The organism is Roseovarius sp. B08, assembly GCF_051417955.1.
Lineage (GTDB): Bacteria > Pseudomonadota > Alphaproteobacteria > Rhodobacterales > Rhodobacteraceae > Roseovarius.
On record NZ_JBPRLW010000001.1, the window covers coordinates 2,615,790 to 2,642,392 of the forward strand.

The 26,603-nt window shown below is 65.8% G+C and carries 28 protein-coding genes and 1 pseudogene; 21 read left to right on the plus strand and 8 right to left on the minus strand.

Going from position 1 to position 26,603, the window contains the following annotated elements; translation table 11 throughout:
• Window positions 1-26: 26 nt before the first annotated feature.
• The 11 genes and pseudogenes from alr to ACSQ76_RS13255 all read left to right on the plus strand — a co-directional run bounded on the left by alr (window position 27) and on the right by ACSQ76_RS13255 (window position 9,148).
• Complete coding sequence (alr, locus tag ACSQ76_RS13205; RefSeq protein WP_437156944.1) at window positions 27-1,067, plus strand: alanine racemase; 1,041 nt, start codon at window positions 27-29, stop codon at window positions 1,065-1,067.
• Complete coding sequence (locus ACSQ76_RS13210; RefSeq protein WP_437156945.1) at window positions 1,064-1,849, plus strand: MlaE family ABC transporter permease; 786 nt, start codon at window positions 1,064-1,066, stop codon at window positions 1,847-1,849. The genes alr and ACSQ76_RS13210 overlap by 4 nt, the downstream gene beginning before the upstream one ends.
• The gene (locus ACSQ76_RS13215) at window positions 1,846-2,592 is read left to right on the plus strand and encodes an ABC transporter ATP-binding protein (RefSeq protein ID WP_437156946.1); all 747 of its coding nucleotides are present in this window, start codon (window positions 1,846-1,848) and stop codon (window positions 2,590-2,592) included. The genes ACSQ76_RS13210 and ACSQ76_RS13215 overlap by 4 nt, the downstream gene beginning before the upstream one ends.
• Before the next feature lie 120 nt (window positions 2,593-2,712).
• On the plus strand, window positions 2,713-3,174 hold the full coding sequence (locus ACSQ76_RS13220) for a paraquat-inducible protein A (protein WP_306128854.1): 462 nt from the start codon (window positions 2,713-2,715) through the stop codon (window positions 3,172-3,174).
• 182 nt (window positions 3,175-3,356) lie between these two features.
• Complete coding sequence (locus ACSQ76_RS13225) at window positions 3,357-4,061, plus strand: DNA repair protein (protein ID WP_437156947.1); 705 nt, start codon at window positions 3,357-3,359, stop codon at window positions 4,059-4,061.
• 67 nt (window positions 4,062-4,128) lie between these two features.
• Complete coding sequence (gene radA / locus ACSQ76_RS13230) at window positions 4,129-5,493, plus strand: DNA repair protein RadA (RefSeq protein WP_437156948.1); 1,365 nt, start codon at window positions 4,129-4,131, stop codon at window positions 5,491-5,493.
• A 34-nt stretch (window positions 5,494-5,527) separates the two neighbouring features.
• Window positions 5,528-6,127 (plus strand): CvpA family protein, encoded by a 600-nt coding sequence (locus ACSQ76_RS13235; RefSeq protein ID WP_437156949.1) that lies wholly within the window; start codon window positions 5,528-5,530, stop codon window positions 6,125-6,127.
• 10 nt (window positions 6,128-6,137) lie between these two features.
• Entirely contained in the window at window positions 6,138-6,584 is a 447-nt protein-coding gene (locus ACSQ76_RS13240; protein ID WP_306128850.1) for a DMT family transporter, read from the plus strand.
• Between the two features lie 156 nt (window positions 6,585-6,740).
• Window positions 6,741-8,218: pseudogene (gene purF / locus ACSQ76_RS13245) on the plus strand (amidophosphoribosyltransferase).
• 204 nt (window positions 8,219-8,422) lie between these two features.
• Window positions 8,423-8,686 carry a hypothetical protein gene (locus tag ACSQ76_RS13250; protein ID WP_306128849.1) on the plus strand — a complete coding sequence of 88 codons (264 nt, stop codon included), beginning with the start codon at window positions 8,423-8,425 and terminating at the stop codon, window positions 8,684-8,686.
• 30 nt (window positions 8,687-8,716) lie between these two features.
• Window positions 8,717-9,148 carry a DUF1284 domain-containing protein gene (locus ACSQ76_RS13255; RefSeq protein ID WP_437156950.1) on the plus strand — a complete coding sequence of 144 codons (432 nt, stop codon included), beginning with the start codon at window positions 8,717-8,719 and terminating at the stop codon, window positions 9,146-9,148.
• Window positions 9,149-9,282: 134 nt separating this feature from the next.
• On the opposite strand, the gene ACSQ76_RS13260 is transcribed toward ACSQ76_RS13255, so the two are convergent.
• Window positions 9,283-9,852: a biotin transporter BioY gene (locus ACSQ76_RS13260; protein ID WP_437156951.1), complete on the minus strand. Its 570-nt coding sequence runs from the start codon at window positions 9,850-9,852 to the stop codon at window positions 9,283-9,285.
• 222 nt (window positions 9,853-10,074) lie between these two features.
• On the opposite strand from ACSQ76_RS13260, the gene ACSQ76_RS13265 reads away from it, so the two are divergent.
• The 5 genes from ACSQ76_RS13265 (at window position 10,075) to ACSQ76_RS13285 (ending at window position 14,135) form a co-directional block, all read left to right on the plus strand.
• Window positions 10,075-10,728 carry an SDR family NAD(P)-dependent oxidoreductase gene (locus ACSQ76_RS13265; RefSeq protein ID WP_437156952.1) on the plus strand — a complete coding sequence of 218 codons (654 nt, stop codon included), beginning with the start codon at window positions 10,075-10,077 and terminating at the stop codon, window positions 10,726-10,728.
• A 249-nt stretch (window positions 10,729-10,977) separates the two neighbouring features.
• Window positions 10,978-11,103, plus strand: coding sequence for a hypothetical protein (locus ACSQ76_RS13270; protein ID WP_437156953.1), 126 nt, complete (start codon window positions 10,978-10,980; stop codon window positions 11,101-11,103).
• 339 nt (window positions 11,104-11,442) lie between these two features.
• Window positions 11,443-12,225, plus strand: coding sequence for a 5'/3'-nucleotidase SurE (gene surE / locus ACSQ76_RS13275; protein WP_437156954.1), 783 nt, complete (start codon window positions 11,443-11,445; stop codon window positions 12,223-12,225).
• A gap of 5 nt (window positions 12,226-12,230) precedes the next feature.
• Complete coding sequence (locus ACSQ76_RS13280; RefSeq protein WP_437158205.1) at window positions 12,231-12,884, plus strand: protein-L-isoaspartate(D-aspartate) O-methyltransferase; 654 nt, start codon at window positions 12,231-12,233, stop codon at window positions 12,882-12,884.
• Between the two features lie 132 nt (window positions 12,885-13,016).
• Window positions 13,017-14,135, plus strand: a complete 1,119-nt coding sequence (locus ACSQ76_RS13285) for a peptidoglycan DD-metalloendopeptidase family protein (protein WP_437156955.1) — start codon at window positions 13,017-13,019, stop codon at window positions 14,133-14,135.
• Window positions 14,136-14,427: 292 nt separating this feature from the next.
• On the opposite strand, the gene ACSQ76_RS13290 is transcribed toward ACSQ76_RS13285, so the two are convergent.
• From ACSQ76_RS13290 to ACSQ76_RS13310, 5 genes are all read right to left on the minus strand, one after another.
• Window positions 14,428-15,267 carry an ATP-binding protein gene (locus ACSQ76_RS13290; RefSeq protein ID WP_437156956.1) on the minus strand — a complete coding sequence of 280 codons (840 nt, stop codon included), beginning with the start codon at window positions 15,265-15,267 and terminating at the stop codon, window positions 14,428-14,430.
• Window positions 15,264-16,277, minus strand: a complete 1,014-nt coding sequence (gene tatC / locus ACSQ76_RS13295) for a twin-arginine translocase subunit TatC (protein WP_306128841.1) — start codon at window positions 16,275-16,277, stop codon at window positions 15,264-15,266. Before tatC ends, ACSQ76_RS13290 begins: the two co-directional genes overlap by 4 nt.
• Window positions 16,274-16,888, minus strand: coding sequence for a Sec-independent protein translocase protein TatB (gene tatB, locus ACSQ76_RS13300; RefSeq protein WP_437156957.1), 615 nt, complete (start codon window positions 16,886-16,888; stop codon window positions 16,274-16,276). Before tatB ends, tatC begins: the two co-directional genes overlap by 4 nt.
• A gap of 8 nt (window positions 16,889-16,896) precedes the next feature.
• Complete coding sequence (locus ACSQ76_RS13305) at window positions 16,897-17,121, minus strand: twin-arginine translocase TatA/TatE family subunit (RefSeq protein ID WP_306128839.1); 225 nt, start codon at window positions 17,119-17,121, stop codon at window positions 16,897-16,899.
• Window positions 17,122-17,298: 177 nt separating this feature from the next.
• Entirely contained in the window at window positions 17,299-18,078 is a 780-nt protein-coding gene (locus ACSQ76_RS13310) for an SDR family oxidoreductase (protein WP_437156958.1), read from the minus strand.
• A gap of 172 nt (window positions 18,079-18,250) precedes the next feature.
• Between ACSQ76_RS13310 and ACSQ76_RS13315 the strand changes: the two genes are divergently transcribed.
• A complete protein-coding gene (locus tag ACSQ76_RS13315) occupies window positions 18,251-19,267 on the plus strand; it encodes a Hint domain-containing protein (RefSeq protein ID WP_437156959.1) in 1,017 nt (338 codons plus the stop codon).
• A gap of 6 nt (window positions 19,268-19,273) precedes the next feature.
• On the opposite strand, the gene ACSQ76_RS13320 is transcribed toward ACSQ76_RS13315, so the two are convergent.
• Window positions 19,274-19,642 carry a SnoaL-like domain-containing protein gene (locus tag ACSQ76_RS13320; protein WP_437156960.1) on the minus strand — a complete coding sequence of 123 codons (369 nt, stop codon included), beginning with the start codon at window positions 19,640-19,642 and terminating at the stop codon, window positions 19,274-19,276.
• A gap of 228 nt (window positions 19,643-19,870) precedes the next feature.
• Here ACSQ76_RS13320 and ACSQ76_RS13325 point away from each other — a divergent pair, with 228 nt between their 5' ends.
• From ACSQ76_RS13325 to ACSQ76_RS13340, 4 genes are all read left to right on the plus strand, one after another.
• Window positions 19,871-21,478, plus strand: coding sequence for a peptide chain release factor 3 (locus ACSQ76_RS13325; RefSeq protein ID WP_437156961.1), 1,608 nt, complete (start codon window positions 19,871-19,873; stop codon window positions 21,476-21,478).
• Window positions 21,475-22,092: a hypothetical protein gene (locus tag ACSQ76_RS13330; protein ID WP_437156962.1), complete on the plus strand. Its 618-nt coding sequence runs from the start codon at window positions 21,475-21,477 to the stop codon at window positions 22,090-22,092. Before ACSQ76_RS13325 ends, ACSQ76_RS13330 begins: the two co-directional genes overlap by 4 nt.
• A gap of 78 nt (window positions 22,093-22,170) precedes the next feature.
• Complete coding sequence (locus ACSQ76_RS13335; RefSeq protein WP_437156963.1) at window positions 22,171-23,142, plus strand: glycosyltransferase family 2 protein; 972 nt, start codon at window positions 22,171-22,173, stop codon at window positions 23,140-23,142.
• Between the two features lie 181 nt (window positions 23,143-23,323).
• Entirely contained in the window at window positions 23,324-24,817 is a 1,494-nt protein-coding gene (locus tag ACSQ76_RS13340) for a DEAD/DEAH box helicase (RefSeq protein ID WP_437156964.1), read from the plus strand.
• A 118-nt stretch (window positions 24,818-24,935) separates the two neighbouring features.
• Here ACSQ76_RS13340 and ACSQ76_RS13345 read toward each other — a convergent pair whose 3' ends face one another.
• Window positions 24,936-26,603 carry a ribonuclease J gene (locus tag ACSQ76_RS13345; protein ID WP_437156965.1) on the minus strand — a complete coding sequence of 556 codons (1,668 nt, stop codon included), beginning with the start codon at window positions 26,601-26,603 and terminating at the stop codon, window positions 24,936-24,938.

The following is a 26,603-nucleotide window of genomic DNA, read 5'->3' on the forward strand; positions in this document are numbered from 1 at the left end:
CAACATCCGGTCAAAACCACGGCCTCATGAGTAGTACCGGCAAGCTAACAATCGACCTCGACGCACTGACAGGCAACTGGCGCGCGCTCGACGCGCAGACGGAGGTCGAGACCGCCGCCGTGGTCAAGGCCGATGGCTATGGCCTCGGCATGGACCGTGTCGCCCGCGCGCTGGCCCGCGCAGGTTGCCGCACCTTCTTCGTCGCCGTCCCGAAAGAGGGCGTCGCCCTGCGCCAGGCGGTGGGGCCTGCGCCCGACATCCATGTCTTTTCCGGTCACATGGCCGGCGACACCGACATGATCTCGGATCTCGGCCTCACGCCCATGCTGAACACCACCGACCAGCTGATCCGCCATCTCGAGGCGCTGCCCGGTCACCCCTTCGGCATCCAGCTCGACAGCGGCATGAACCGGCTGGGGATGGAACCCGCCGAATGGGCCGCCGTGCGCGACACGGTACTGTCCGCCAACCCGGTGCTGCTGATCTCGCATCTGGCCTGCTCCGACGACCCCGACCACCCGATGAACGCGCAACAGCTTGCCGCATTCCGCGACATGACCGACGGCACCGGCATCCCCCGCTGCCTTGGCGCCACGGGCGGCATCCTGATGGGCCCCGAGTATCATTTCGATATGTGCCGCCCCGGCATCGGGCTCTACGGCGGCCTGCCCTTTGCCGATGCCCGCCCCGTGGTCACGCTCGATCTGCCCGTGATCCAGACCCGCCACCTGGAACCGGGCGAGACCGTGGGCTATGGCAACACCTTCACGGCCACGCGCGAAACCCGGATCGCCACCGTGTCCTCGGGCTATGGCGACGGCATTCACCGCATCATGGGCCCCAAGACCGTGCTTTACGCCGACGACACGCCCTGCCCGGTGGCGGGCCGCATCTCGATGGATTCGATCTCGGTCGACATCACGGATCTCGGCTTTGACCCCAAGTGGCTGCGCATCCTGGGCGCGGAACAGACCGTCGACGACCTCGCCGACAACGCCGGCACCATCGGCTACGAGATCCTGACGGCGATGGGCGCGCGCTACGACCGGCTCTATATCGGCGGATGACCCTGATCCTGTCGCCCCTCGCCGCGCTCGGGCGCAAGACGCTGGCGGCGCTGGCGATGCTGGGGCGGATCACGCTCTTCTCCCTCTCGACCTTCAGCCACATCCTGCGCCCGCCCTTTTACCCGCGCGAGGTGTTCAACGCACTGATGCAGGTGGGCTGGCTCTCCCTGCCCGTGGTGGGCCTCACGGCCATCTTCACCGGCGGCGCGCTGGCCTTGCAGATCTACTCGGGCGGCGCGCGCTTCAACGCCGAGGCCGTGGTGCCCCAGATCGTCGCCATCGGCATGGTGCGCGAACTGGGCCCCGTATTGGTCGGCCTGATGATCGCCGCCCGCGTCACGTCCTCGATCGCCGCCGAAATCGCCACCATGAAGGTGACCGAGCAGATCGACGCGCTCGTCACCCTCTCCACCCACCCGATGAAATACCTCGTCGCCCCCCGCGTGCTGGCGGCGCTCATCACCGTGCCGCTCTTGGTGGGCGTGGGCGACATCATCGGCATCCTGGGCGGCTACACCGTGGGCGTGCAGAACCTCGGCTTCAACGCCGCCACCTACATCCAGAACACCGTCGACTTTCTGGAACCGCTCGACATCGTCTCGAGCCTCGTCAAGGGCGCGGTCTTCGGCGTCATCGCCGCCGTGATGGGCTGCTATTACGGCATGAACTCGGGCCGGGGCGCACAGGGCGTCGGCCGCGCCACCAAGGGCTCGGTCCAGGCCGCCGCCATCCTGATCCTCGCCGCCAACTTCCTGCTGACGGGGGTGTTCTTCTCGGTATGATCGAGCTTTCGGACGTCCATAAGGCTTTCGGCGACAACCATGTCCTGCGCGGCGTGAACCTGTCGATTCCCAAGGGCACGTCGATGGTCATCATCGGCGGCTCCGGCACCGGCAAATCCGTGGCCCTGAAATGCGTGCTGGGCCTGATCCAGCCCGATAGCGGCCTGATCACCCTCGACGGGCAGGACGTCACCAAGGGCGACCGCGATGCCTTCCTCGCCCGTTTCGGAATGCTGTTCCAGGGCGGCGCGCTCTTCGACTCGCTGCCGGTCTGGCAGAACGTCGCCTTCCGCCTCCTGCGCGGCTCGCTCAAGCGCCCCTGGGCGGAGGCCCGCGAGATCGCCATCGAGAAACTGCGCCGCGTTGGCCTCACCCCCGAGCAGGCCGACAAGTTCCCCGCCGAGCTGTCGGGCGGGATGCAGAAACGCGTTGGCCTCGCCCGCGCCATCTGCGCCGAGCCCGAGATCATCTTCTTCGACGAGCCCACCACCGGCCTCGACCCGATCATGTCGGGCGTCATCAACGAGCTGATCCGCGAAATCGTGGTGGAGATGGGCGCCACCGCCATGACCATCACCCACGACATGACGTCGGTGCGCGCCATCGCCGACAATGTCGCCATGCTCCACGGCGGCAAGATCCGCTGGACCGGCCCGGTCTCTGGCATGGACAATTCCGGCGATCCCTATCTCGAACAGTTCGTCACCGGCTCCGCCGAAGGCCCGATCGAAGCGGTCCGCTGACCTCTCCAAACCGTTTTCTTGAAAAGAAAACGCCCGGACTCTTTTCAAGAGTCCGCCCCCAGCGCTTGCTCCTGTTCTTTCGTCCCCTTACCTCTGGGTCATACCCGCCCAAGGCCATTCATGCTCAAATACCTCAACCTGACCTTGCTGGTCCTTTTCCCTATCGCCTGGTTCGCCCCCCTGATGCGCGCCGGTCTCCTCCCGCTCTTCGGCCTGTCGGAAATCTCCGTCATCACCGGGCTGCAATCTCTCTGGAACAGCGACGTGTTCCTGGCCCTCATGGTCACCTTCTTCGCCCTTTTCGCGCCCTACGTGAAAACCATCGGCCTCGCCCTCATCCATTTCGGCCTTTTGCGCCGCAAGACCCTGCCGGCCCTGCAAATCCTCGGCAAACTCGCCATGGCCGATATCTTTCTCATCGCCCTCTACATCACGCTCTCCAAAGGCATCGGCGTCGGCCGGATCGAGACCGCCTGGGGCCTCTACCTCTTCACCGCCTGCATTCTCGCCTCCATTGTCATCGGCCACCTGAGCGAGAAACCTTTGCGGCCCGCTGGAACCATCCCGAAGGACCGGCGTTGACGACGGAAGAATCGCCGTTTCACCCTCTTCCGAGCGCAGTTTGGAAATTTCCAGTAGGTGAATTGCTAATACAGGCGTAAACTTGCCGATGTTATGTTGGTAACACTTTTTTGGGGGAAGTGATGACCGAGACTCTTCGTTCGGTATTCGTAATTGCACAATTTTTTTTGAATCGTCTTGCCGTGGCAACCTTCGCGCTGGCCGCGCTGATCTTGACAGCTGCCACCGTATCGTCCGCATTCGGCGTATTGCCCTGGCTCGAGTTCCCTGTGAGCTTCGGCGGTCAAGTATATGAAAACGCAGGGAAGATCGCCCAGATCGGCATCACCGCCCTCGCCGTTCTGCTGTGCTTCTACCTGCCTGCCAACGCCCGCGTCATCGCGCTGGAAAACTCGCACCGCCGCTTTCACATGAACATGCATGACGTGACGCAGGCCTATGCCGCCGCCCACGCCGCCGACCGCGCCGGCATGTTCCGGATCCAGTCCGAATTCGACGCCGTGCGCGAGCGCCTCGCCTACATGCGCGAACACCCCGACCTGGAATCGCTGGAACCGCAGATCATGGAGGTGGCGGCGCAGATGTCCTACATCAGCCGCGAACTGGCCGAGGTCTATTCCGACGACAAGGTCGACCGCGCCCGCGCCTTCCTCAAGCAGCGCCAGCAGGAGATCGAGCAATTCAACAAGCGTCTCGATCACGCCAAGGCCGTCGGCGTCCGGCTCAAGCAATGGGCCATGGATGTCGAGATGGAGGAAAGCGTCGCGGTTAGCCAGCTGGAACGTCTGCGCGACGACCTGCGCCCGATCCTGCCCGAACTGGGCTACGAGGAGGTCTCAAGCCTCGACGATACCGTGGTCGGCCTGCCCAACCGCGCCGCCGAATAGCGCGGCTCGCGCACCCGCGCAGGATCAGCGTTTGACCGCGCCCCGCGCTTGGGGCATGACCCACCTTATGGGAAAGACCGCCTCCTTCACCTGCACCGCCTGCGGCGCCGTCCATTCCAAGTGGTCCGGCCGCTGCGACGCCTGCGGCGAATGGAACACGATCATCGAAGAGGCGCCGCTGTCCGCCGGCCCCGCCTCGAAATCCCTCGGCGCGAAACGCGGCAACGCCATCGCCCTCAGCGACCTCTCCACCGCCGAGGCCCCCCCGCCGCGCACCCATTCCGGCATCGCGGAGCTTGACCGCGTCCTCGGTGGCGGCCTCGTGCCGGGCTCGGCCACGCTCGTGGGCGGCGATCCCGGCATCGGCAAGTCCACGCTGCTGCTGCAAGCCGCCGCCCGCTTCGCCCAGGCCGGCCTGCAAACCGTCTACGTCTCGGGCGAAGAGGCCAGCGCCCAGGTCCGGATGCGCGCCCAGCGCCTCGGCCTCGGCGACGCGCCCGTGAAACTGGCCACCGCCACCGCCCTGCGCGACATCATCACCACGCTCGACCGCGACACGCCCCAGCTTGTCATCATCGATTCGATCCAGACCATGTGGGCCGACAATGTCGACAGCGCGCCCGGCTCCGTGGCCCAGGTCCGTGCCGCCGCGCACGAACTTGTCACCTTCGCCAAGCGCAAGGGATGCTCGGTCGTCCTGGTCGGCCACGTCACCAAGGAAGGCCAGATCGCCGGCCCCCGCGTGGTCGAGCACATGGTCGATTCGGTTCTCTATTTCGAGGGCGAACGCGGCCACCAGTTCCGCATCCTGCGTGCCGTCAAGAACCGCTTCGGCCCCGCCGACGAGATCGGCGTGTTCGAGATGACGGGCGCGGGCCTCGCCGAGGTGCCCAACCCCTCCGCGCTCTTTTTGTCAGGCCGCGGCGACCCCTCGCCCGGCTCGGTCGTCTTCGCCGGCATCGAAGGCACCCGCCCCGTGCTGGTGGAAATGCAGGCGCTCGTCGCGCCCACGCCGCATTCGCAGCCGCGCCGCGCGGTGGTGGGCTGGGACGGCGCGCGCCTCGCCATGATCCTCGCCGTGCTCGAGGCCCGCTGCGCCGTGCCCTTCGCCGGGCTCGATGTCTATCTCAACGTCGCCGGCGGCATCCGCATCTCCGAGCCCGCCGCCGACCTTGCCGTCGCCGCCGCGCTTCTCAGTGCGCGGGAAGACACCGCCCTGCCCTCCGATTGTGTCCTTTTCGGCGAAATCTCCCTCTCCGGCGCCCTGCGCCCGGTGTCGCAAACAGAAAACAGGTTGAAAGAAGCCGCAAAACTTGGTTTCTGCTCGGCAATCATTCCCGCCGGTGGCAAGACCGGCGGCACGGGCGGTCTGTCTCTGAAACGGATGGGCGACCTGACCAGCTTCGTAGGTGAGATTTTCGGCGCGGGGTAGCGCGCCCAACCAAAGGTAAAAACAGGACGCGCTCATGGAAGGCTTCACCATCATCGACGGCATCGTCGCGCTGATCATCGTGCTGTCGGCACTGCTGGCCTATTCGCGCGGCATCGTGCGTGAACTTCTGGCCATCGCCGGCTGGGTCGTGGCCGCCATTCTGGCGTTTCTCTTCGCCCCGCAGGTCGAACCGCTGGTCAAGGAAGTACCCGTCGTGGGCGATTTCCTCGCCGACACCTGCGCGCTTTCCATGCTGGCCGCCGCCGCGGCAATCTTTGCCCTCACGCTGATCGTCACCTCTCTGATAACGCCACTCTTTTCGTCCGTGGTGCAGCGCTCCGCGCTTGGCGGGATAGACCAGGGGCTCGGCTTCCTTTTCGGCGTCGCCCGCGGCATCCTTCTGGTGGCCATCGCTTATTTTGTCTACGAAACAGTGGTGACCAGCCAGGACATCCAGATGATCGACGACAGCCGCTCGGCCCGCGTCTTCTCCCAGCTCACGTCAAAGGTCGAGGACGGCAACCCCGAACAGGCGCTCGGCTGGATCACCCAGAAATACGAGGACCTGGTCAGCGCCTGCGACGCCCCGGCCGAGCCCGTCGAACCCCAGCCCACCGAAACGCAACAGCAATAGGCGCAGCGGTTTGCCCTCCGCCCCCCTCTTCGCGGCCATCCTGATCGCGGTCTGCGGCTCCTTCATCGCCATGCAGGCCCCGATCAACTCCGCCCTGGGGCGCTCCATCGACAGCACGCTGGCCGCGGCCACGATCTCCTTCGGCGTGGGCTTCTTCATCCTTCTGGCGCTCTCGATCGTCCACGGCGACGGCCCGGCGCTGGCCCGCGCGCCCTTCGTGCCGAAATATCTGCTGATCGGCGGCGCGCTGGGGGCCGTCTACGTGTGGTCCGCGCTCTGGGCCGTGCCGATCCTGGGCGTGCTGACCACCACCACGGTGCTGATCCTGGGCCAGATGGTCGCCGCCCTCGCGCTCGACCACTTCGGCGCCTTCGGCATTGCCCCGCGCGACGTCTCGCTGCAGCGCATCGTCGCCGCCTTGCTGGTCGCGGCCGGCGCGGTGCTCTCGCGCTACTGAACGCGCCTGCGCCACGTGGCACAACCGTCGCCCGTTCGGCACGTCACGTCACGGCGCAAATTTTCACATGATAGTTTCGTGACATATCCGCCCCGAGCCACTATCTAGAGGCTCAAGCGTCCACGGATTCGGAGCTGCCCCTTGTCCGACAAGCATATGCCCCCTGCCCATCCTTTCGACTTCGACGCGGTGCGCGACACCGGCGACGAGGACAAGCTGCACGAGGAATGCGGCGTCTTCGGGGTGATCGGCGTCACCGATGCCGCCAATTTCGTCGCCCTCGGCCTGCACGCCCTGCAACACCGCGGGCAAGAGGCCGGCGGCATCGTCTCCCACCACCCCGAAGAGGGCTTCAACTCCGCCCGCCGCTTCGGCTACGTGCGCGACAACTTCACTCGCCAAAGCCTCATGGAAACCCTCCCCGGCCCGCTCTCCATCGGCCATGTCCGCTATTCCACTGCCGGCGGCAAGAATCCGGTGATCCGCGACGTCCAGCCCTTCTTCGGCGAGTTCGCCATGGGCGGCGCTGCGATTGCCCATAACGGCAACATCACCAACGCCAACGCCCTGCGCCGCGAACTGATCGAGCGCGGCTCGATCTTCCAGTCCAATTCCGATACCGAGTGCATCATCCACCTGATGGCCCGCTCGCTGCAACGCAACATCCCCGAACGCATGGAAGACGCCCTGCGCCGGGTCGAGGGCGCGTTTTCCATCGTCGCCATGACCGACGAAAAGCTCATCGGCGTGCGCGACCCGCTGGGCGTGCGCCCGCTGGTGCTGGGCCAGGTCGGCGACGGCTGGGTGCTCAGCTCCGAGACCTGCGCGCTCGACATCATCGGCGCCCGCTTCGTGCGCGAGATCGAACCGGGCGAAATGGTCGTCATCAACGAGGACGGCGTCGAAAGCCACCGCCCCTTCCGCCCGCGCCGCTCGCGCTTCTGCATCTTCGAGCATGTCTATTTCTCGCGCCCCGATTCCATCATCGGCGGCCGCTCGGTCTACGAGACGCGCCGCCAGATCGGCGTGGAACTGGCCAAGGAAAGCCCGGTCGACGCCGATCTCGTCTGCCCGGTGCCCGATTCCGGCACCCCCGCCGCTATCGGCTTCAGCCAGGAAAGCGGCATCCCCTACGCCATGGGCATCATCCGCAACCAGTACATGGGCCGCACCTTCATCGAGCCGACCGAGCAGATCCGCAACATGGGCGTCCGGCTCAAGCTGAACGTCAACCGCGCCCTGATCGAGGGCAAGCGCGTGATCCTCGTCGACGACAGCGTCGTGCGCGGCACCACCTCGCGCAAGATCAAGGAGATGATCCTCGACGCCGGCGCGGCCGAGGTGCATTTCCGCATCGCGTCCCCCCCACGGCCTGGCCCTGCTTCTACGGCGTCGACACGCCCAACCGCGAGAAATTGCTGGCCGCCACCATGTCCGAGGACGAGATGCGCGAGCATCTGGCCGTCGACAGCCTCAAGTTCATCTCGCTCGACGGTCTCTACCGCGCCGTGGGCGAGGCCAAGGGCCGCGACACCGGCTGCCCGCAATATTGCGACGCCTGCTTCTCAGGCGACTACCCTGTGGAACCTTCCGACCAGATCGAAAAAGGCTTCGCGCTCAAGGCGGCCGAGTAAGGCGTCTTGCCGGTCGCTCGGCGGGCGGAATCTACAAGCCGAACCCTGCGACAAGACCGCCCGCACGGGCAGGTAAGCGGCCGGCCGCCACCCCGATGCTGCAACGCAGCGTCAATCCGCCGATCCTCGCGAATCCGGGTTTTCATTGCCTCGCGCGGCACATAGGTGCCGGCTGTTCACACATGTAACGCAAGCAGGCAGAAAATGGCATCCGAGACCGACACTCCCCGCGAAACGCTCGAGACCGCGACCCTCAAGAACGCGCTTCCCTCGGGACGCCTCGCGCTGCTCGGGACCTTCCTCAAACCCGATGGCGACCGCGCGCTGATCCGCACCGCCTCGGGCAAGATCGCGACCGTCACCAAGGGCGCCACCATCGGCAACGCCAAGGTCATCGCCATCGAGGAAGGCAAGCTCGTGCTCATGCGCGGCACCAACACTACGACGCTGGAGATGCCGCGCGGCTAAGCCTTGACCGCGCCCGGCCCGACAGGGCACATGCCCGATATGTCCGACGCGCCTCTTCGCTATCGCCCGCATCACTTCCTCTGCTCGCTGGGGTTCCAGGGCAAGGGCTATTCCGACGCGTTCACCGCCAACATGGCCCGCATCGTCGAGGACCGCCTGCGCGCGCCCGGCGGCGATGACGTTGAAATCGAGGTCGTCGCCGCCACCGACGAGATCTGCGCCCCCTGCCCCAAGCGGCGCGGCACGCGCTGCACCTCGCAAGACAAGATCGCCGCGCTCGACACCCGGCACGCCGACGCGCTTGGCCTCACCGTGGGCACGCGCCTGACATGGGGCGACGCGAAGCGACGTATCGCGGCAAACGTCCCACCCGGCGCGCTCTCGCAGCTTTGCGCCGGCTGCCAGTGGCTGGAGCTGGGCCTGTGCGAAGCCGCCGTGATAGAACTCCACGAAAGCGCCTGAGCCGTTTTCTGCGGAGAAAACGACCCGGAAAATTCGAATTTTCCGGCACAGAATTTGCGCAAATTCTGCCCCGCCCAAACGAGAAACGCCGCCCCGAAACGGGACGGCGCTTGCAAACTCTTGTACGTCGGGTCTTAGCCCTTGCGCGCCTGCAGCGCTTTCCAGCCGCCCCAGACGACCATCGCCGCAATCACGGCCTTGACCGCGTCACCCAGCAGGAACGGCGCCATCCAGCCGACCCAAAGCTCGGGCAATGTCGTGCCCATCACCATCGCCGGCCATGCCAGCCCGGGGATGTACAGCAACGCCGAGATCACCATCGCGATCACCGCGGTCGACACGACACCCCGTGCCAGGCCCTTTTCCACGGCCAGACCGGCCAGGAACGCCATCGCGGCAAAACCATAGAGGAACCCCGCCGTCGGGCCCATCAGCGCTGCCGCCGAGGCGCCGTTCGCAAAGACGGGCAGGCCCATCGCGCCGTAGCCCAGGTAGGTCACCAGCGTCGCCAGGCCCAGCTGCGAGCCGAAGGTCAGCCCGACGATCAGGATCGCCAGCGTCTGCAACGTCATCGGCACCGGGAAGAACGGGATGCTCACTTGCGCGGCCATCGCGATGAACAGCGACCCGCCGATCACCAGCCCCAGTTTTTTCGTCAGACCTTCGTGGCCGATCACGGCCTTGCTCAAAACGGTGTCCGCCATGGCACTGTCCTTTCCTGTCTCGTTTCACCCGCCTTTCTTGGGCGCGCGTGGCCAAGTGTCAAGCGATTATAGCGTCCCTCCGATGATCCGGAACATCGACAAAAGGCGGGGCGCGTGCACCGTCCGGGCGTCGCGCGACGGCCCGGCGAATTTCCTGACCCGGGGTGCCGGCACGACGCTTTACGCTTGATATTGCCCCGCCGGAATGAGATTTGGCAGGACATGGATACCGCACCCTCTCGTAAGATCGCCCTCGTCACCGGCGCCTCGCGCGGCCTTGGCGCAGCCCTCGCCCAGGCGTTGGCGCCGACGCATCACATCGTCGCCGTCGCCCGCACCACCGGCGCGCTGGAAGAGCTCGACGACCGCATCAAGGCACAGGGCGGCGACGCGACGCTGGCGCCCATGGACATCAATACCGAGGCCGCCATGGCCCAGCTCTGCCGGTCGATCTACGACCGTTGGGGGGCGCTCGACCTCTGGGTGCACACCGCCGTTCACGCCGCCCCGATGACGCCCACGCACCAGATCGACGCCAAGGACTGGCGCACTTCGCTCAACACCAATGTCGACGCCGTCGCCCGCCTCATCGGCTTCGTCAGCCCGCTTCTGGGCGAGACCGGCCGCGCCGTCTTCTTCGACGACCCCCGCGCCGGGCAGAAATTCTTCGGCACCTACGGCGCCACCAAGGCCGCCCAGATCGCGCTGGCCCGCAGCTGGCAGGCTGAAACGGTCAAGCTCGGCCCCAGGGTGCAGGTGCTCGACCCCGGCCCCATCGCCACCGCGACCCGGGCCCGTTTCTTCCCCGGCGAGGACCGCGACGCGCTGCCCACCGCGCCCGACGTGGCCGCACGGCTGCTGCCCGAGATCCTGTAGCGCCTTACAGGCTTGGTCGCGCCCCTGCGGCAAGTGCCGGCACACGCGCCTGTCTCCTTGGAAAACGCGTGCGCAAAGACGCCAGATAGTCCTGTTGCACGAGCGGCAGACCCGTTGCACCTCGCAATATACCCCATAAAAACAACGGCTTGCCTGTTTCTTGAAAAATTTACTGCATTTCCCTGAAACTATCCGCCAGAGCGTTCCGTCTCTTTTTTGCGGGGGCGCGGAAAAGACAGGGGACCACAGATGCGCATGCTTATCAGTGTTCTGACAAAACGCAGCCAACAGGCTGAAGCACCGGCCGAAGAAGCACCGTCGCGGATCACACGCGAAGAGATCGCCAGCCTTTTCGCCGCAGAACTCAGCTACTGAGTTCGGCAAACTGCCTCTCACGGTCCTGGAGCGGCAACAGCATAGACTTAGGATACGGTCCCGTTAAGCCCCGGGACACGCTTGGCAGACTGCGCGGCGTCCCGGCGATTGCAGGTCTTTGCCGGCCGAATGCATCGACAGTTGCATCCGTTCCGCCCCGGCTTTTTCTTGCCAAAAATACTCACCTCCATCGCCGGCCACCTGACGCCACGCCCGAACCTCCTGTTGCCCTCCGGACGCGGCCCCGTACAGCCCTCCCTGCAGCGCTTGCTCCGAGCCCGCCGCCCCGCTACACAAGGCAAAACCCCGCCCCGAACACCCAACGGCAGGAGCAGCCCCTTGCGCATTCTCATCACCAATGACGACGGCATCTCGGCCCCCGGCCTCGCCGTCCTGGAAGAGATCGCGACCGACCTTGCCGGCCCCTCGGGCGAGGTCTGGACCGTGGCCCCCGCCTTCGAGCAATCGGGCGTCGGCCACTGCATCTCCTACACCACGCCGATGATGATCAGCCAGATGGACGAGCGCCGCTTCGCCGCGCAAGGCTCGCCCGCCGACTGCGTGCTGGCGGCCGTGCATGACGTGATGAAGGACACGCCCCCCGACCTGATCCTGTCGGGCGTCAACCGCGGCAACAACGCGGCCGAGAACGCGGTCTATTCCGGCACCGTCGGCGGGGCGATGGAAGCCGCGCTTCAGGGCTTTCCCGCCGTCGCCCTCAGCCAGTATTACGGCCCCCGCAACCGCGACCTCGACGACCAGTTCGAATCAAGCCGCCAGCACGGCCTTGCCACCCTGCGCACCCTTCTGGACAAGGGCGTGTGGACCCGCGACGACTACGGCATCTTCTACAATATCAACTTCCCGCCCGTGCCCGGCGCCGAGGTGCAGGGCCTGCGCGCCTGCCGCCAGGGCTTTCGCCGCGACATGGGCTTCGGCGTGCAGCCCACGACCTCGCCCTCGGGCCGCCGCTTTCTCTGGGTCACAGGCGCGCCCCAGGGCGAGCCCACCGCCGACGGCACCGATGCAGACTGGAACCTCAAGGGCTACATCTCGGTCACGCCGATGCGCGCCGACCTCACCGCGCATGACGCGCTCGATGCGCTCAAGGCGATCGAATGACGCCGATGACCGACGACGCCGACGATATCGCCGAACGCAAGATGCAGTTTCTTTTCGCGCTGCGCTCGCGCGGGGTGACCGACAAGCGCGTCCTGACGGCCATGGAAAAGATCGACCGTGGCGCCTTCGTCCGCGGTCACTTCGCCACCCGCGCCTACGAGGATACGCCCCTGCCCATCACCTGCGGCCAGACCATTTCGCAGCCCTCCGTGGTCGGCCTGATGACCCAGGCGCTCAAGGTCACGCCCCGCGACAAGGTGCTCGAGGTCGGCACCGGCTCGGGCTACCAGGCCGCGATCCTCAGCCAGCTTGCCCGCCGGGTCTATACCGTCGACCGGCACAAGGCGCTGGTGGCCGACGCAAGCGCCATTTTCCAGGCGCTCGACCTGACCAACATCACCGCGCTGACCGCCGATGGCAGCTTCGGCCTGCCCGAACAGGCCCCGTTCGACCGCATCCTGGTCACGGCAGCGGCCGAAGATCCGCCCGGGCCGCTCTTGGCGCAATTGAAAATCGGGGGTATCATGGTCGTACCCGTGGGGCAGTCCGACACGGTACAAAGCCTGATCCGGGTCACCCGGTCCGAAACGGGCTTCGACTACGACGAACTGCGCCCGGTGCGTTTCGTGCCCCTGCTCGAAGGGCTGGGCCGGGACTGACAGGACAGGACAGAACCACAAGGCCGGGGCCGTCCCGGTCGCCGCTTTGATCCCCGGCCAACAAGGGGACCGAGATGAGGACAAGATCGAGATGAGCCACTTCAAGACCCCCTGCGACCCGTCGTTTGCGCCGTGGCGCTGTTGGCCGTGGCCGGATGCGACGACTTCGACCTCGACCTGCGCAACGGCGGCTCCAGCACCGCCGAGGCCGCGCGCAACGCCAGCGCCACCCGGCCCACGCCCGACAGCCGCGGCATCATCTCCTACCCGAATTACCAGGTTGCCGTGGCCCGCCGCGGCGACACCCTGCAAAGCCTCGCGCGCCGCATCGGCGCCGATGTGGGCGAGCTTTCGCGCTACAACGGCATTCAGCCGGGCGACACCCTGCGCCAAGGCGAGGTCATCGCCCTGCCCGGCCGTGTCGCCGAACCCTCAGGGGGCCCGCTCACACCCCGGCCCGGCGTCGACATCACCTCTGTCGCGGGCACCGCAATCGAGAATGCCAGCGCGGGCCGGACCACGTCCAACCGCACCCTCGACAGCGGCCAGTCGGGCGTCGAGCCGGTCCGCCACCAGGTTCAGCGCGGCGAGACCGCCTTCACCATTGCCCGGCTCTACGACGTCTCGGTCCGCAGCCTGGCAGACTGGAACGGCCTCGGCCCAGATTTCGCAGTGCGCGAAGGCCAGTACCTGCTGATTCCAGTGGCGATGCCCGATGCCTCGCCGAACGAGGTCCAGACCACCGCGCTGGAAACGACCGTGCCGGGCCAGGGCAGCCCCACGCCCACCCCGCCCTCCGCGGCCCAGCCTCTGCCCGAGGAAAAGACCGTGCCCGCCGCCAAGCCGGTCGAATCCACCGCGGCGCCCGATCTAGGCGGCAACACCGCCAGCGCCAGCAGCAATGCCCGGATGAGCTATCCGGTGAAAGGCGACATCATCCGCGAATATGCCAAGGGCAAGAATGACGGCATCGACATCGCCGCCCCCGCCGGCACGCCCGTCCGCGCCGCCCAGGCCGGCACCGTGGCGGCCATCACCAAGGACACCAACGGCGTGCCCATCATCGTGGTCAAGCACGACCAGAACCTGCTGACGGTCTATTCCAATGTGGGCGACGTGAAGGTGTCCAAGGGCGACCAGGTCGCGCGCGGCGGCCAGTTGGCCGCAATCCGCACCGACGGCACCGCCGCCCTGCATTTCGAGGTGCGCGAAGGCTTCGACAGCGTCGACCCGCTGCCCTACCTGCAATAGGCGCAGCTGCTGTCAACGTAGGGTGGGGTTTCACCCCACCCCCACGCCGCGCTCGCCAATCGCGCCACGCCAAATGAACCCCACGCCCGGTGGCCGCCACGCGCTCGGTTTCCAAACCCTCGGATCCGTTCGAGCAATAATCCACTCAATATCATTGCTCTGCCTCAACAATTGAACGCCACTGTAGGGTGGGGTTTCACCCCACCCCGTGCCATCTCCATCGCGCCACGCCAAACCAACCCCACGCCCGGCGGCCGCCACACGTTCAGTCCCCAAATCTTCGAAAAAAAGCCTACAGGCTCACGCCCCGCCGACCGGCCAGATCGGTGAAATACTGCCACGCCACCCGGCCCGACCGCGACCCGCGCGTCGCCTGCCACTCGATGGCCTCGGCCCGCAGCGTGGCGTCGTCGATCTCGATCCCATGCGCATCGCAATACCCCCGGATCATCGACAGGTATTCGTCCTGATCGCAGGGATGGAACCCCAGCCAAAGCCCGAACCGATCCGAAAGAGAGACCTTCTCCTCGGTCGCCTCGCTGGGGTTGATCGCGCTCGACCGCTCGTTCTCGATCATGTCGCGGGGCATCAGGTGGCGGCGGTTCGAGGTGGCATAGAACACCACGTTCTCGGGCCGGCCCTCGATCCCGCCATCCAGCACCGCCTTCAGCGACTTGTAATGCTGGTCATCGTGACCAAAGCTCAGGTCGTCGCAAAACAGGATGAACCGCGCCTGGCTCTTGCGCAGAATATTCAGCAGCCGTCCCACGCTCGGCAGGTCCTCGCGCTGCAACTCCACGATTTTCAGGTCGTGCCCCTCGACCCGCACGGCGGCATGCACCGCCTTCACCAGGCTCGACTTGCCCATCCCCCGCGCGCCCCAAAGCAGCGCGTTGTTCGCAGGCAGTCCCTTGGCGAAATGCCGTGTGTTCTCCAAAAGCGTATCGCGCGACCGGTTGATCCCCACCAGCAGATCCATATCCACCCGGTTCACGTTCTGCACGGGGTGCAAACGGTCCGGCTCCACGTGCCACACGAACGCGTCGGCGCCGTCGAAATCCGGCGTCGCCATCGGCGCCGGGCTGATCCGCTCCAGCGCGGCCGCGATCCGTTCCATCGGGTCTGCGGTCACGTCTTGCTCCGGTCTTCGTCCAGATCGTCCAGGTCGCCCGCGTCATCCTCGTCATCGGCGTCGAACTCGGCTTCCATCGGGTCTTCTTCGCCATCATCCTCGAACCACACGCCCTCGGCACGCAGCTTTTCCTCGCGGGTCTTCTCCACCCGGCGCACAAGGAAGATGGAAATCTCGTAAAGCCCGTAGACCACCGTGAACAGGATCAGCTGCGTCACCACGTCCGGCGGCGTCACCAGGGCGGCCAGCACCAGGATGCCCACCATCGCGTATTTCCGCACGCCACCCAGCCCCTCGGCGCTCACCAATCCGGCCTTGCCCATCAGCGTCAGCAGCACCGGCAGTTGGAAACAGATGCCGAAGGCCATGATGAATTTCAGCGTGATATCAAGGCTCTCGTTCACCTTCCCGAAGAAGGTGATCTTGATGCCTTCATCGGTTTCCGGCACCACCGCGCCCAGGTTGTCGGGCACCACCGGCAGGTTCGGGTCGGCCACCGTCTCGACCTCGCCGATCGCCCCAGTAAGCAGGTTGGCGAAGATCGAGCTGACATCGGCGAACCCCAAAAAGAAGTTCATCGCCAACGGCGTGACCACGAAATGCGCGAACGCCGCCCCCAGCACGAACATGAGCGGCGAGGCGATGATGAATGGCAGGAACGCCGCCTTCTCGTTGCGGTACAGCCCCGGCGCAACAAAGCGCCACATCTGCTGCGCGATCACCGGAAAGGCCAGCATGAAGCCGAACACCATCGAGATCCGGAACAGCGTGAACAGGTATTCCTGCGGGCTGGTATATTGCAGCGTCGGCGACGGGTCGCCCAGTTCCCGCAAGGTCGCCTCGATCGGGCCCAGCAGAAATTGCAAAATCGGCTCGGCCACCACGAAGGCCAGCACGATCCCCACGAGAAACGCAAGCACCGAGCGGATCAGCCGCGTGCGCAGCTCCGCCAGGTGTTCGATCAGCGGGGCCGAGCTCATCTCGATGTCGTCGTCGTCCGCGGCACTCATGCAGGTTTATCCGAGGCGGGCTTCTTGGCCGCAGGTTTTTTCGCCGCCGCCTTGCTTGCAGGCGCCTTTTTCGGCGCCGCCTTCTTGGGCGCAGCCTTGGCCCCCGTCTTGGCTGCTGCCTTTTTCGCAGGGCTCTTCCTGGCCGGGGCCGGTTTGGCGGCCTCACCGGCCTTCTCCGCCGCGGGCTTGGGCGCCTCAGGGTCCGCCGCCTTCGCCTTCGCCGCCTCTTCCGCCGCCTTGCGCTCGTCGGCCATCTCGGCAGAGCGTTTCGAAATCTTGTCGACCATCGCCTTGCGGTCGTCGTCGAACTCGGCCCGCTTGGGCGTGGGTCCCGCCATCGTCTTGGCGGTGAAGCTGTCGGTCGATTTCTTGACCTCGTCCATCGCCGCGCCCATAGGGTTGGTGGCCGATTTCAACGACTTGGACACCTCGTTGACGCCCGCCTCGTCAGCCGCGTCGTTCATCGCCCGGCTGAATTCGCGCGCCATCTGCTTGGCCTTGCCCACGAACCGTCCCACGGTCCGGAACATGCCCGGCAAATCCTTTGGCCCCACGACGATCAGCGCGACGATGCCGATCACCAAGAGCTCGGTCCAGCCCAGGTCGAACATTCAGGGGATCAAACCTTGTCTTTGTTCTCTTCGGGCGTGACGTCCCGAGCCGAGTCTGCAGCGTCGTTGCTGGCGTCCTCGACTTCCTTGTTTCCTTCCGCGACGCCCTTCTTGAACGAGGTGATGCCCTTGCCCACTTCGCCCATCAGCGACGAGATCTTGCCGCGTCCGAAAAGGACCAGCACGACCACCGCGATCAGCAAAAGGCCCGGAAGGCCGATGTTGTTCAGCATGATATGTCTCCCTTATCCCGGCCCCGTTTCTGGGGTCCCGCAGGATGTACGTCAACCGTATCTATGCGGTTGCGCCGCCGGTTGGAAGAACCAATCCGTCGCAGAATCCGGGTTTTTCCGGGGGAGAGCCGGAAATTTCGAAATTTCCGGTCCAATTTTCGCGAAAATTGCCGCCCCCTACATCGTGGCGTTGATCGCGCCGCCGTCCAGCAGGATGTTCTGCCCCACGATGAACCCCGCGTGCCGGCTGCACAGGAACGCGCAGGCCGCGCCGAATTCCTCGGCGGTGCCATAGCGCCCGGCGGGGATCGTCGCTGCCCGTTGCGCGCGCGCCTCGTCAAGGGTGATCGATTGCGCCTCGCTCACGCCGCGGTCCAGGGAATCGGCCCGGTCCGTCGCGTGAATACCGGGTTGCAGGTTGTTGATCGTCACACCTTTTCCCGCCACCTGCCGCGCCGTCCCCGCGACATATCCGGTCAGCCCCGCGCGCGCCGAATTGCTCAGCCCCAGCACCGGGATCGGCGCCTTCACGCTTTGCGAGGTGATGTTCACCACCCGGCCCCAGCCGCGCTCCATCATCCCCGGCACCAGCGCCTTGATGAACGCGATGGGTGTCAGCATGTTTGCGTCCAGCGCCTTGATGAAATCCTCGCGGTCCCAGTCCGTCCACTTCCCCGGCGGCGGGCCACCTGCATTTGTCACAAGGATATCAACGCCCTGCGCGGCACTTATCACCTTCTCCTGCCCCTCCGGCGTGGTCACGTCACACGCCACGGTGGTCACCTTCACGCCAAAGTCGTCGCGAATGGCCTGCGCCGACGCCTGCAGAGCCTCTTCCCCCCGCGCGTTCATCACCAGGTCCACGCCCGCCTCCGCAAGCGCCCGCGCACAGCCCAGCCCCAGCCCTTTCGACGAGGCGCAGACAAGCGCGCGTTTACCGTTTATTCCAAGGTCCATGATACTCTCTCCCGATCTTCCGCCCCCAGTTAGCATTCCCTCCGCCCTCAGGACCAGCAAAACCCCGTCGCGCGTCGCCGTGTTGACCACATGACGCCACAATCCTAGTCTATGCCGTCCAAGCAGGGCAGCGCAGGTCCGCCAACGGGCCGCAACAGGAACAAGGAACAGCATGACCAAGGGTCCAGACCGTCCGGCCTATGCCATCCCCGTCCACCGGGCGGCGGATTTCACGGTCATCAACGGGGCCAACCTCGGCGATTCCATTTCCTTCGCGCACGAGCTCGATCTCGACGACACCTACGACCTGCGCGTCGGCGCCCGCCTGCACCGCCTGTCGCTGGCCCCCGGCGACGGCAACGCGCTCACCATCATGGACGGCTCACGCCTTGGCACGCCCGGTGCCACCGTCCATCTCGACAGCTGCCTGACGATGATGTCCGCCAACGGCCAGACCTCCGAGATCCTGATCCTGGTCGAGGTCGACGCCGCCGGTGACGTGGCCCAGGTCTATGCCCATCCGCTGGCCCGGCTGAAACCGCGCACCGGCTACAGCCTTGTCGGCATCGACACCGTCAACGCCCGTCAGAAATTCGCCGAGGTGGCCTGCGTGTCGTTCTCCAAGGGCACGCATATCACCATGGCGTCCGGCGCCCAGACCCCCATCGAGGATCTCAAACCCGGCGACCGCGTCCTCACCCGCGACGACGGCCCCCAGCCCGTGCGCTGGATCGGCCAGTCCACCGTCCGCGCGGTGGGCGAGTTCTCCCCCATCCGCATTCGCGCGGGCGCCATGAACAACACCGGCGACCTGCTGGTCAGCCCCGACCACCGGTTGTTCGTGTACCAGCGCTCCGACGCGCTCGGCGCCGGCCGGTCCGAGGTGCTGATCCGCGCCCGCCACCTGGTCAACGGCGACACCGTGGTGCAGCAGGACGGCGGCTTCGTCGAATATTACCAGCTGCTCTTCGACACCCACCAGATCATCTATGCCGAGGGCATCGCCGCCGAAACCCTGCTGGTCGACACGCGCACCCGCGCCGTCCTGCCGCAGGATCTCAACGACGAACTGGCCCGCGCCCTGCCGATGGGCGGCCACGGCAACCGCGCCCACCTCGAATTCGAGGTGAACGAGGCCGACATTCAGCCCGATATGGCAAAGCTGCTCAAGGCCGCCTCGACGCGCTAAGCCGCCTCACACCTCCGAGTAGGCGTAAAAGAACTCCTCGCGCACGATCTTGCCGTCCTGCACGGTGTAGACGCCGACCTCTTCCATGTCCGACACCGTGCCGGTCCCCGTCTCCCGGACCTTCGAGCGGAAGATCACCGCGAACCGGTCGTCGCCGTGCCACATCGGGCCGGTCGCTTCCGCCTCCAGCATCTCCATGGCGTCTTCCCACCATTCGTGCTTGGCCCGGATCCCGTCCAGCCCGTGCGTCTCGCGCCCCTGCCCCATGTCGACGGCCTCCACCGACACCGCGTCGGCGGCGTAAAGCCGGTCAAGGTTTTCCTTCGCCCGGCCCTCGCGGCACCCGACCACCAATTCCGTTGCAATCTGCTTCATGTCCATCTGTCCGATCTCCCATGCTGATGTTCACGCAATGTTCACACCCTGTCACCCCGGGCCTATCCGGTCCACTTGCGTCTTGGTCTCCGATGCCGCTTCCCGCCACATCCTGACAGCATCACCGTGGCACGCCAAGATGACACCGACGCGATACAACCCGAATACCGACGCGATACCGACGCCCGAATCTTGCGCCCGCCCCGCCCCGCCTCTATAGCGTCGCTCATGTTGGATACCGTCCCAAATCGCCCCGATCTGCCGCCTGAAATCGCCCGGCGGCGCACCTTTGCCATCATCAGCCACCCCGATGCCGGCAAGACCACCCTGACCGAGAAGTTCCTGCTCTATGGCGGCGCCATCCAGATGGCCGGCCAGGTGCGCGCCAAGGGCGAGGCACGGCGCACCCGCTCGGACTACATGCAGATGGAAAAAGACCGGGGCATTTCCGTCTCGGCCTCCGCAATGTCGTTCGATTTCAACAGCTTCCGCTTCAACCTCGTCGACACGCCCGGCCACTCGGATTTCTCCGAAGACACCTACCGCACGCTCACCGCGGTCGATGCCGCCGTCATGGTGATCGACGGCGCGAAAGGCGTGGAAAGCCAGACGCAAAAGCTCTTCGAGGTCTGCCGCCTGCGCGACCTGCCGATCCTGACCTTCTGCAACAAGATGGACCGCGAAAGCCGTGACACCTTTGATATCATTGACGAAATACAGGAAAACCTGGCGATCGACGTAACGCCCGCCTCCTGGCCGATCGGTGTCGGTCGCGATTTCATCGGCTGCTACGACATGCTCAATGACCGGCTGGAACTGATGGACCGCGCCGACCGCAACAAGGTCGCGGAATCCATTGCCATCAATGGCTTGGAAGATCCAAAACTGGCCGATCACGTGCCTGCGCACCTGGTTGAAAAGTTGCGCGAAGACGTCGAGATGGCCCGCGAACTGCTGCCCGATCTCAACCCGCAATCGGTGCTCGAAGGCCACATGACCCCGATCTGGTTCGGCTCCGCCATCAACTCCTTCGGCGTCAAGGAACTGATGGACGGCATCGGCACCTACGGCCCCGAACCGCAGCCGCAATCGGCCGAGCCACGCCAGATTTCACCAGAGGAATCAAAGGTTTCCGGCTTTGTATTCAAGGTGCAGGCCAACATGGACCCCAAGCACCGCGACCGCGTCGCCTTCGTCCGCATGGCCTCGGGGCACTTCAAGCGCGGCATGAAACTCACCCATGTGCGCTCCAAGAAACCCATGACGGTCTCCGCGCCCGTGCTCTTTCTCGCCTCCGACCGCGAACTCGCCGAAGAGGCCTGGGCCGGCGACATCATCGGCATCCCCAACCACGGCCAGCTGCGCATCGGCGACACCCTGACCGAGGGCGAGAGCTTACGCGTCACCGGCATCCCGTCCTTCGCGCCGGAACTCTTGCAGAACTGCCGCGCGGGCGACCCGATGAAGGCCAAGCACCTGGAAAAGGCCCTGATGCAATTCGCCGAGGAAGGCGCCGCCAAGGTCTTCAAACCCACCATGGGCGCGGGCTTCATCGTCGGCGTCGTCGGCCAGTTGCAATTCGAGGTGCTAGGCAGCCGGATCGAGCTGGAATACGGCCTGCCCGTCCGCTTCGAGCCGTCGCAATTCACCTCCGCCCGCTGGGTTCACGGACCGAAAGAGGCGGTGGAGAAATTCACCAATGCCAATAAGCAGCACATCGCGCTCGATAACGACGGCGACACGGTCTACCTCACCCGCCTGCAATGGGACATCGACCGCGTCGAGCGGGACTACCCCGAGATAAAACTGTCGGCGACCAAGGAAATGATGGTGTGACCCTGCAAAACCGCGTCCTGCCCACCGGCGAGATCGCGGCCATACCCGAACGCGGCACCCTCATGGGCAACCGCGGCATCCTGCATGACGCCGACCACCGGCTGGGAAAGGCGCGTTGGCGGCATCCCCACTGGGTCACCTGTCAGCTCAGCTTCAAGAACCGCCGCCGCGCCCTTATGCAGCCGGGAAACTACACCGAGCTTTTCTTCCTCGACGAGCCCACCGCGCTTGCCGCCGGACACCGCCCTTGTGGCGAATGCCGCCGCGCGGAATTCAAACGCTTCGTCGCACTTTTCCACGCCGCCAACGGCACCGCGACACTGGCCGGGATCGACCGCCTGATGCACCGCGACCGCGTCACCCGCAGGCGCGCGCAGGTCCGTCACACGGGAGCCCTCGAAACGCTGCCCGACGGCGCCTTCATCCTGCACGACGACGCGCCGCACCTGGTCTGGGGCGGGCATCTCTTGCGCTACGCCCCCGGCGGCTACACCGCCGCCCTCCCCCGCAGCACCGGTCCCGCGCCCGTGCTCACCCCGGCCTCGAGCGTCGCCACGCTGGCCGCCGGGTACCGCCCCGTTCCGCACCACTCGGCCACGCAACAGAACCCCTGATCTTCCCCTGGCTCCAAATATCCCCGCCGGAGGCACCGGCCTCTTGCGCGCGCACCGCCCCTGTCACATGCTCCGGCCATGAGCAGTGCCCCCACATGGGGCGTGGTCGCCACCATCAAGGCGCCCGCCCAGGATATCCTGAATTTCGCCGCCCACTACCTCGAGCTGGGCGCCCACCGGGTGTTCGTCTACCTGGATGAGGACGCGCCCGAGGCCCGCTCCGCGCTAAAGCGGCACCCCAAGTGCCGCGTCATCCTGACCGACGAGAATTACTGGAAACGCCGCCGCCGCGCCAAGGGGCGCCCGAACGGCCACCAGTATCGGCAGGTCCTGAACGCCACCCATTGCTACAACCGCGAGCCGCAGGTCGACTGGCTCTTTCACACCGACGTGGACGAATTCCTGCAACCGCTGGCGCCCCTGACCGATCAACTGGCCGCAATCCCGCACGGTGTCCTCTCCGCCCGTGTCCGCCCGATCGAGGCGATGCAGCCCGATCCCACCGACCCGCCGCCTACCGGCCAGATCTGGTGCAAGGGCTTCCATCCGATGTTGAGCATCCGCCGCGAGGAGACCGCCACCATTTACCCGCGCTACGGCGAGCACCTCAATGGCGGCTTCCTCAGCCATGTCGCCGGCAAGGTCTTCGTGCGCACCGGCCAGCCCGACGTGACCATCCGCATCCACAGCGCCTTTGTCGGCAAGACCCGCGATTCCAGCCCGTTCGACCTCTTCGACTGCCAGCTCGTGCATCTGCACGCCCCCAGCTGGGAGGACTGGCAGGCCCGGTTCCGCTATCGCCTGAACCACGGCTCCTACCGGTCCGACCTCAATGCCAACGCCCGGCACTCCGAGACCGCCCTCACCATGCATCAGCTGTTTTCCCTGCTCGAGGACGAAGGCGGCGAACAAGCCCTGCGCGCCTTCTACGAAGAGGTCTGCGTCGCCACGCCGGACCTGCGCGCCCGGCTTCACGCGCTCGGCCACCTGCACCCGGTCACCCTGGACCTCGACGCAACCCGCGCCCGCCACTTCCCGAATTTCGCCTGATAGCCCGTGATTGCTGCCGCGACGTACACAGTTGACCCCTATTGCGGACTTTGTCTCACACGCGGCGTCACACATTGACCCACGCCCGCCCTTGAGATAGGGGAAGTGGACCAAGGCCCGAAATTCGCGGGCCAATTCGAGATGGCGGGCCAGAATCGTGTCCGCAAACCTGTGGACATACATGACAAAATTTTCTGACCTGAACCTCAACCCCAAGGTTCTGAAAGCCGTCGAAGAAGCCGGCTACGAGACCCCCACCCCCATCCAGGCGGGCGCAATACCTCCCGCCCTCGAAGGCCGCGACGTACTGGGCATCGCCCAGACCGGCACCGGCAAGACGGCAGGTTTCACCCTGCCGATGCTGTCGCTCCTGGCCCGTGGCCGCGCCCGCGCCCGGATGCCGCGCAGCCTGGTGCTTTGCCCCACCCGCGAACTCGCCGCCCAGGTGGCCGAGAATTTCGACACCTATTCCAAGTATCTCAAGCTGACCAAGGCGCTGCTGATCGGCGGCGTCAGCTTCAAGGAACAGGAACAGATCATCGACAAGGGCGTCGACGTCCTGATCGCCACGCCCGGTCGCCTGCTCGACCATTTCGAGCGTGGCAAGCTGATCCTGTCGGACGTCAAGGTGATGGTCGTGGACGAGGCCGACAGGATGCTCGACATGGGCTTCATCCCCGATATCGAGCGCATCTTCGGCCTCACCCCCTTCACCCGCCAGACGCTCTTCTTCTCCGCCACCATGGCGCCCGAGATCGAGCGGATCACCAACACGTTCCTGTCCAGCCCCGAACGCATCGAGGTGGCCCGCCAGGCCACGGCGTCCGAGACGATCGAACAGGGCGTGGCAATGTTCAAACCCTCCCGCCGCGACCGTGCCGACAGCGAGAAACGCAAGCTTCTGCGCGCGCTGATCGACGCCGAGGGCGAGAAACTGACCAACGCGATCATCTTCTGCAACCGCAAGACGGACGTGGATATCGTCGCCAAGTCGCTCAAGAAATATGCCTATGACGCTGCCCCCATCCACGGCGACCTCGACCAGAGCCAGCGCACGCGCACGCTCGACGGCTTCCGCGCGGGCTCGCTGCGCATTCTCGTCGCGTCCGACGTCGCCGCCCGCGGCCTCGACGTGCCCTCGGTCAGCCATGTGTTCAACTACGACGTCCCCGGCCACCCCGAGGATTACGTTCACCGTATCGGCCGCACCGGCCGCGCCGGACGCGCGGGCAAGGCGATCACGCTCTGTAACCCGCGCGACGAAAAAGCCCTCGCTGCTGTCGAGAACCTGATCCAGAAAGAGATCCCCAAGCTCGACGCGCCAGCAGGCTACGATGCGCCCCAGGCCGCCTCGGACGACACCCCCTCGGAGGATGCGCCGAAAAAGCCGCGCCGCTCGCGCAGCCGCCGCAAGTCCGACGACACGCCCGAGGCACAGGACACGGCACCGCAAAAAGCCGAGGACACCCGGACCGAGCCTCAGAACGAGGCACAGTCCGATGCGAAATCCGATGCGAAGTCGGAGGACAAACCGCAGGACGAGGGCAGGAAATCCTCGCGCGGACGCGGCGGCTCCGGCAAGAAGCAGGGCGACGACAAGTCCAAAACCGTCGGCATGGGCGACCACCTGCCCAGCTTCATCGCCAAGAGTTTCGACGAGCGCATGGTGTCCTGAGACCCAACGCCGAACGATCTACCGCGCGACACCCCGTAGGGTGGGTTTCCAACCCACCCGGCCCCGCCCGTTGTTCGCGTCTGCGTAGGGTGGGCAAAAGCCCACGCGCCCCCGCGCCTTACGACAGCCGGCTGATGATCACCGTCACCTCGGGCTTCTTGCCGATCTCGCCCAAGGCACTTTGCCGCGCCACCTTGCGCAACCCGTCCTCCAGCGCGTCATCGTCGCTCAACGTCTTGGGCTTGGCGCGCCCCATGAACTGGCTCAGGTCCTCTTCCAGAACGTCCACCAGCGGCGCGCGGCTGGTGCCCGTCTCGGCCAGCCCCATGATCTCGCACCAGGGCTCGCCCAAGGGCTCGTCGCTCTCGTCGAGGATCACGTTGATCGTCACGTGGCCATTCAGCGCCATGCGCATCCGGTCCCGGACGATCCCGTCCAGCGCCCCGATCTTCACCGATCCGTCCAGATAGGTCCGCCCGGTCTCGACATATTCCGCCACTTCAGCGCGGTTGCCGCTCAGGTCGACCATCGTGCCGTTCGGGGCCAGAACTCCGTGCAGCTTGCTCTCGCCCGCCAGCTTCACATGCTCGCGCAGATGCCGGTGCTCGCCATGCATCGGGATCACGAATTGCGGCTGGATGATCCGGTGCAGACGCATCAGATCGGGCCGGTTCGCGTGCCCCGATACGTGGTAGAGCCCACTGCTGTCATCCACCACGTCCACGCCCTGCTCGCTGAACTGGTTGATGATGCGGATGACGCCGCGCTCGTTGCCGGGAATGGTCTTGGACGAGAACAGGAACGTATCCCCGGGCTTCAGCTCGATCCCGTTATACTTGCCCTGCGCCAGCTGCGCACTGGCCGCCCGCCGCTCGCCCTGGCTGCCTGTGACGATCAGCATCACGTTCTCGCGCGGGATCTCGCGCACTTCCTCGGGGCTGATGGTGCGCGGAAAATCCGTCAGCACGCCGGTCTCGACCGACGCCTCGATCATCCGCCGCATCGCCCGGCCCAGAAGGCAGATCGACCGTCCGGCCCGCTGGCCCGCCTCGGCCAGCGTCTTCACCCGGGCCACGTTGCTGGCAAAGGTCGTCGCCACGACCATGCCCTTGGCGCCCGCGACCAGCTTCTCGATCTCGGGGCCGACGCTGCTTTCGCTGCGGCCTTCATGCGCGTTGAATACATTGGTGGAATCGCAGACCAGAGCCTTCACGCCGGGCTTGGCAATCTCGGCCCACATCGCCTCGTCGAAGGCCTCGCCCACCACCGGATCCAGGTCGATCTTGAAGTCGCCCGAATGCACGATCCGCCCCGCCGGCGTGTCGATCACTAGGCCCGAGCTTTCGGGGATCGAATGCGAGATCGGCGCGAACCCCACGGTAAACGGCCCCGCCTCGGTCGTCTCGGGCCACGGCGAGACGGTCCGCACCGCCTTCTCGGGGTGGCCATGCTCGTCCATCTTGCGCCGCGCGATATTGGCGGTGAACGCCCGCGCATAGATCGGCGCGCCCAGTTGATCATAGTAATGCGCCACGGCACCTACGTGATCCTCGTGCGCATGGGTGATGAACACCGCCTCCAACTGGTCGCGCCGCTCTTCCAGCCACGCGATGTCGGGGAAAATCAGGTCCACCCCCGGCGTGCCGTCCATGTCCGGGAACGTAACGCCAAGATCGACAAGGACATACCTTTCCTTGCCCGGCGCGCCGTAGCCATAGACATAGGCGTTCATGCCAATCTCCCCCGCCCCGCCAAGGGCAAGGTACGTCAATCTTTCACTGCTCAT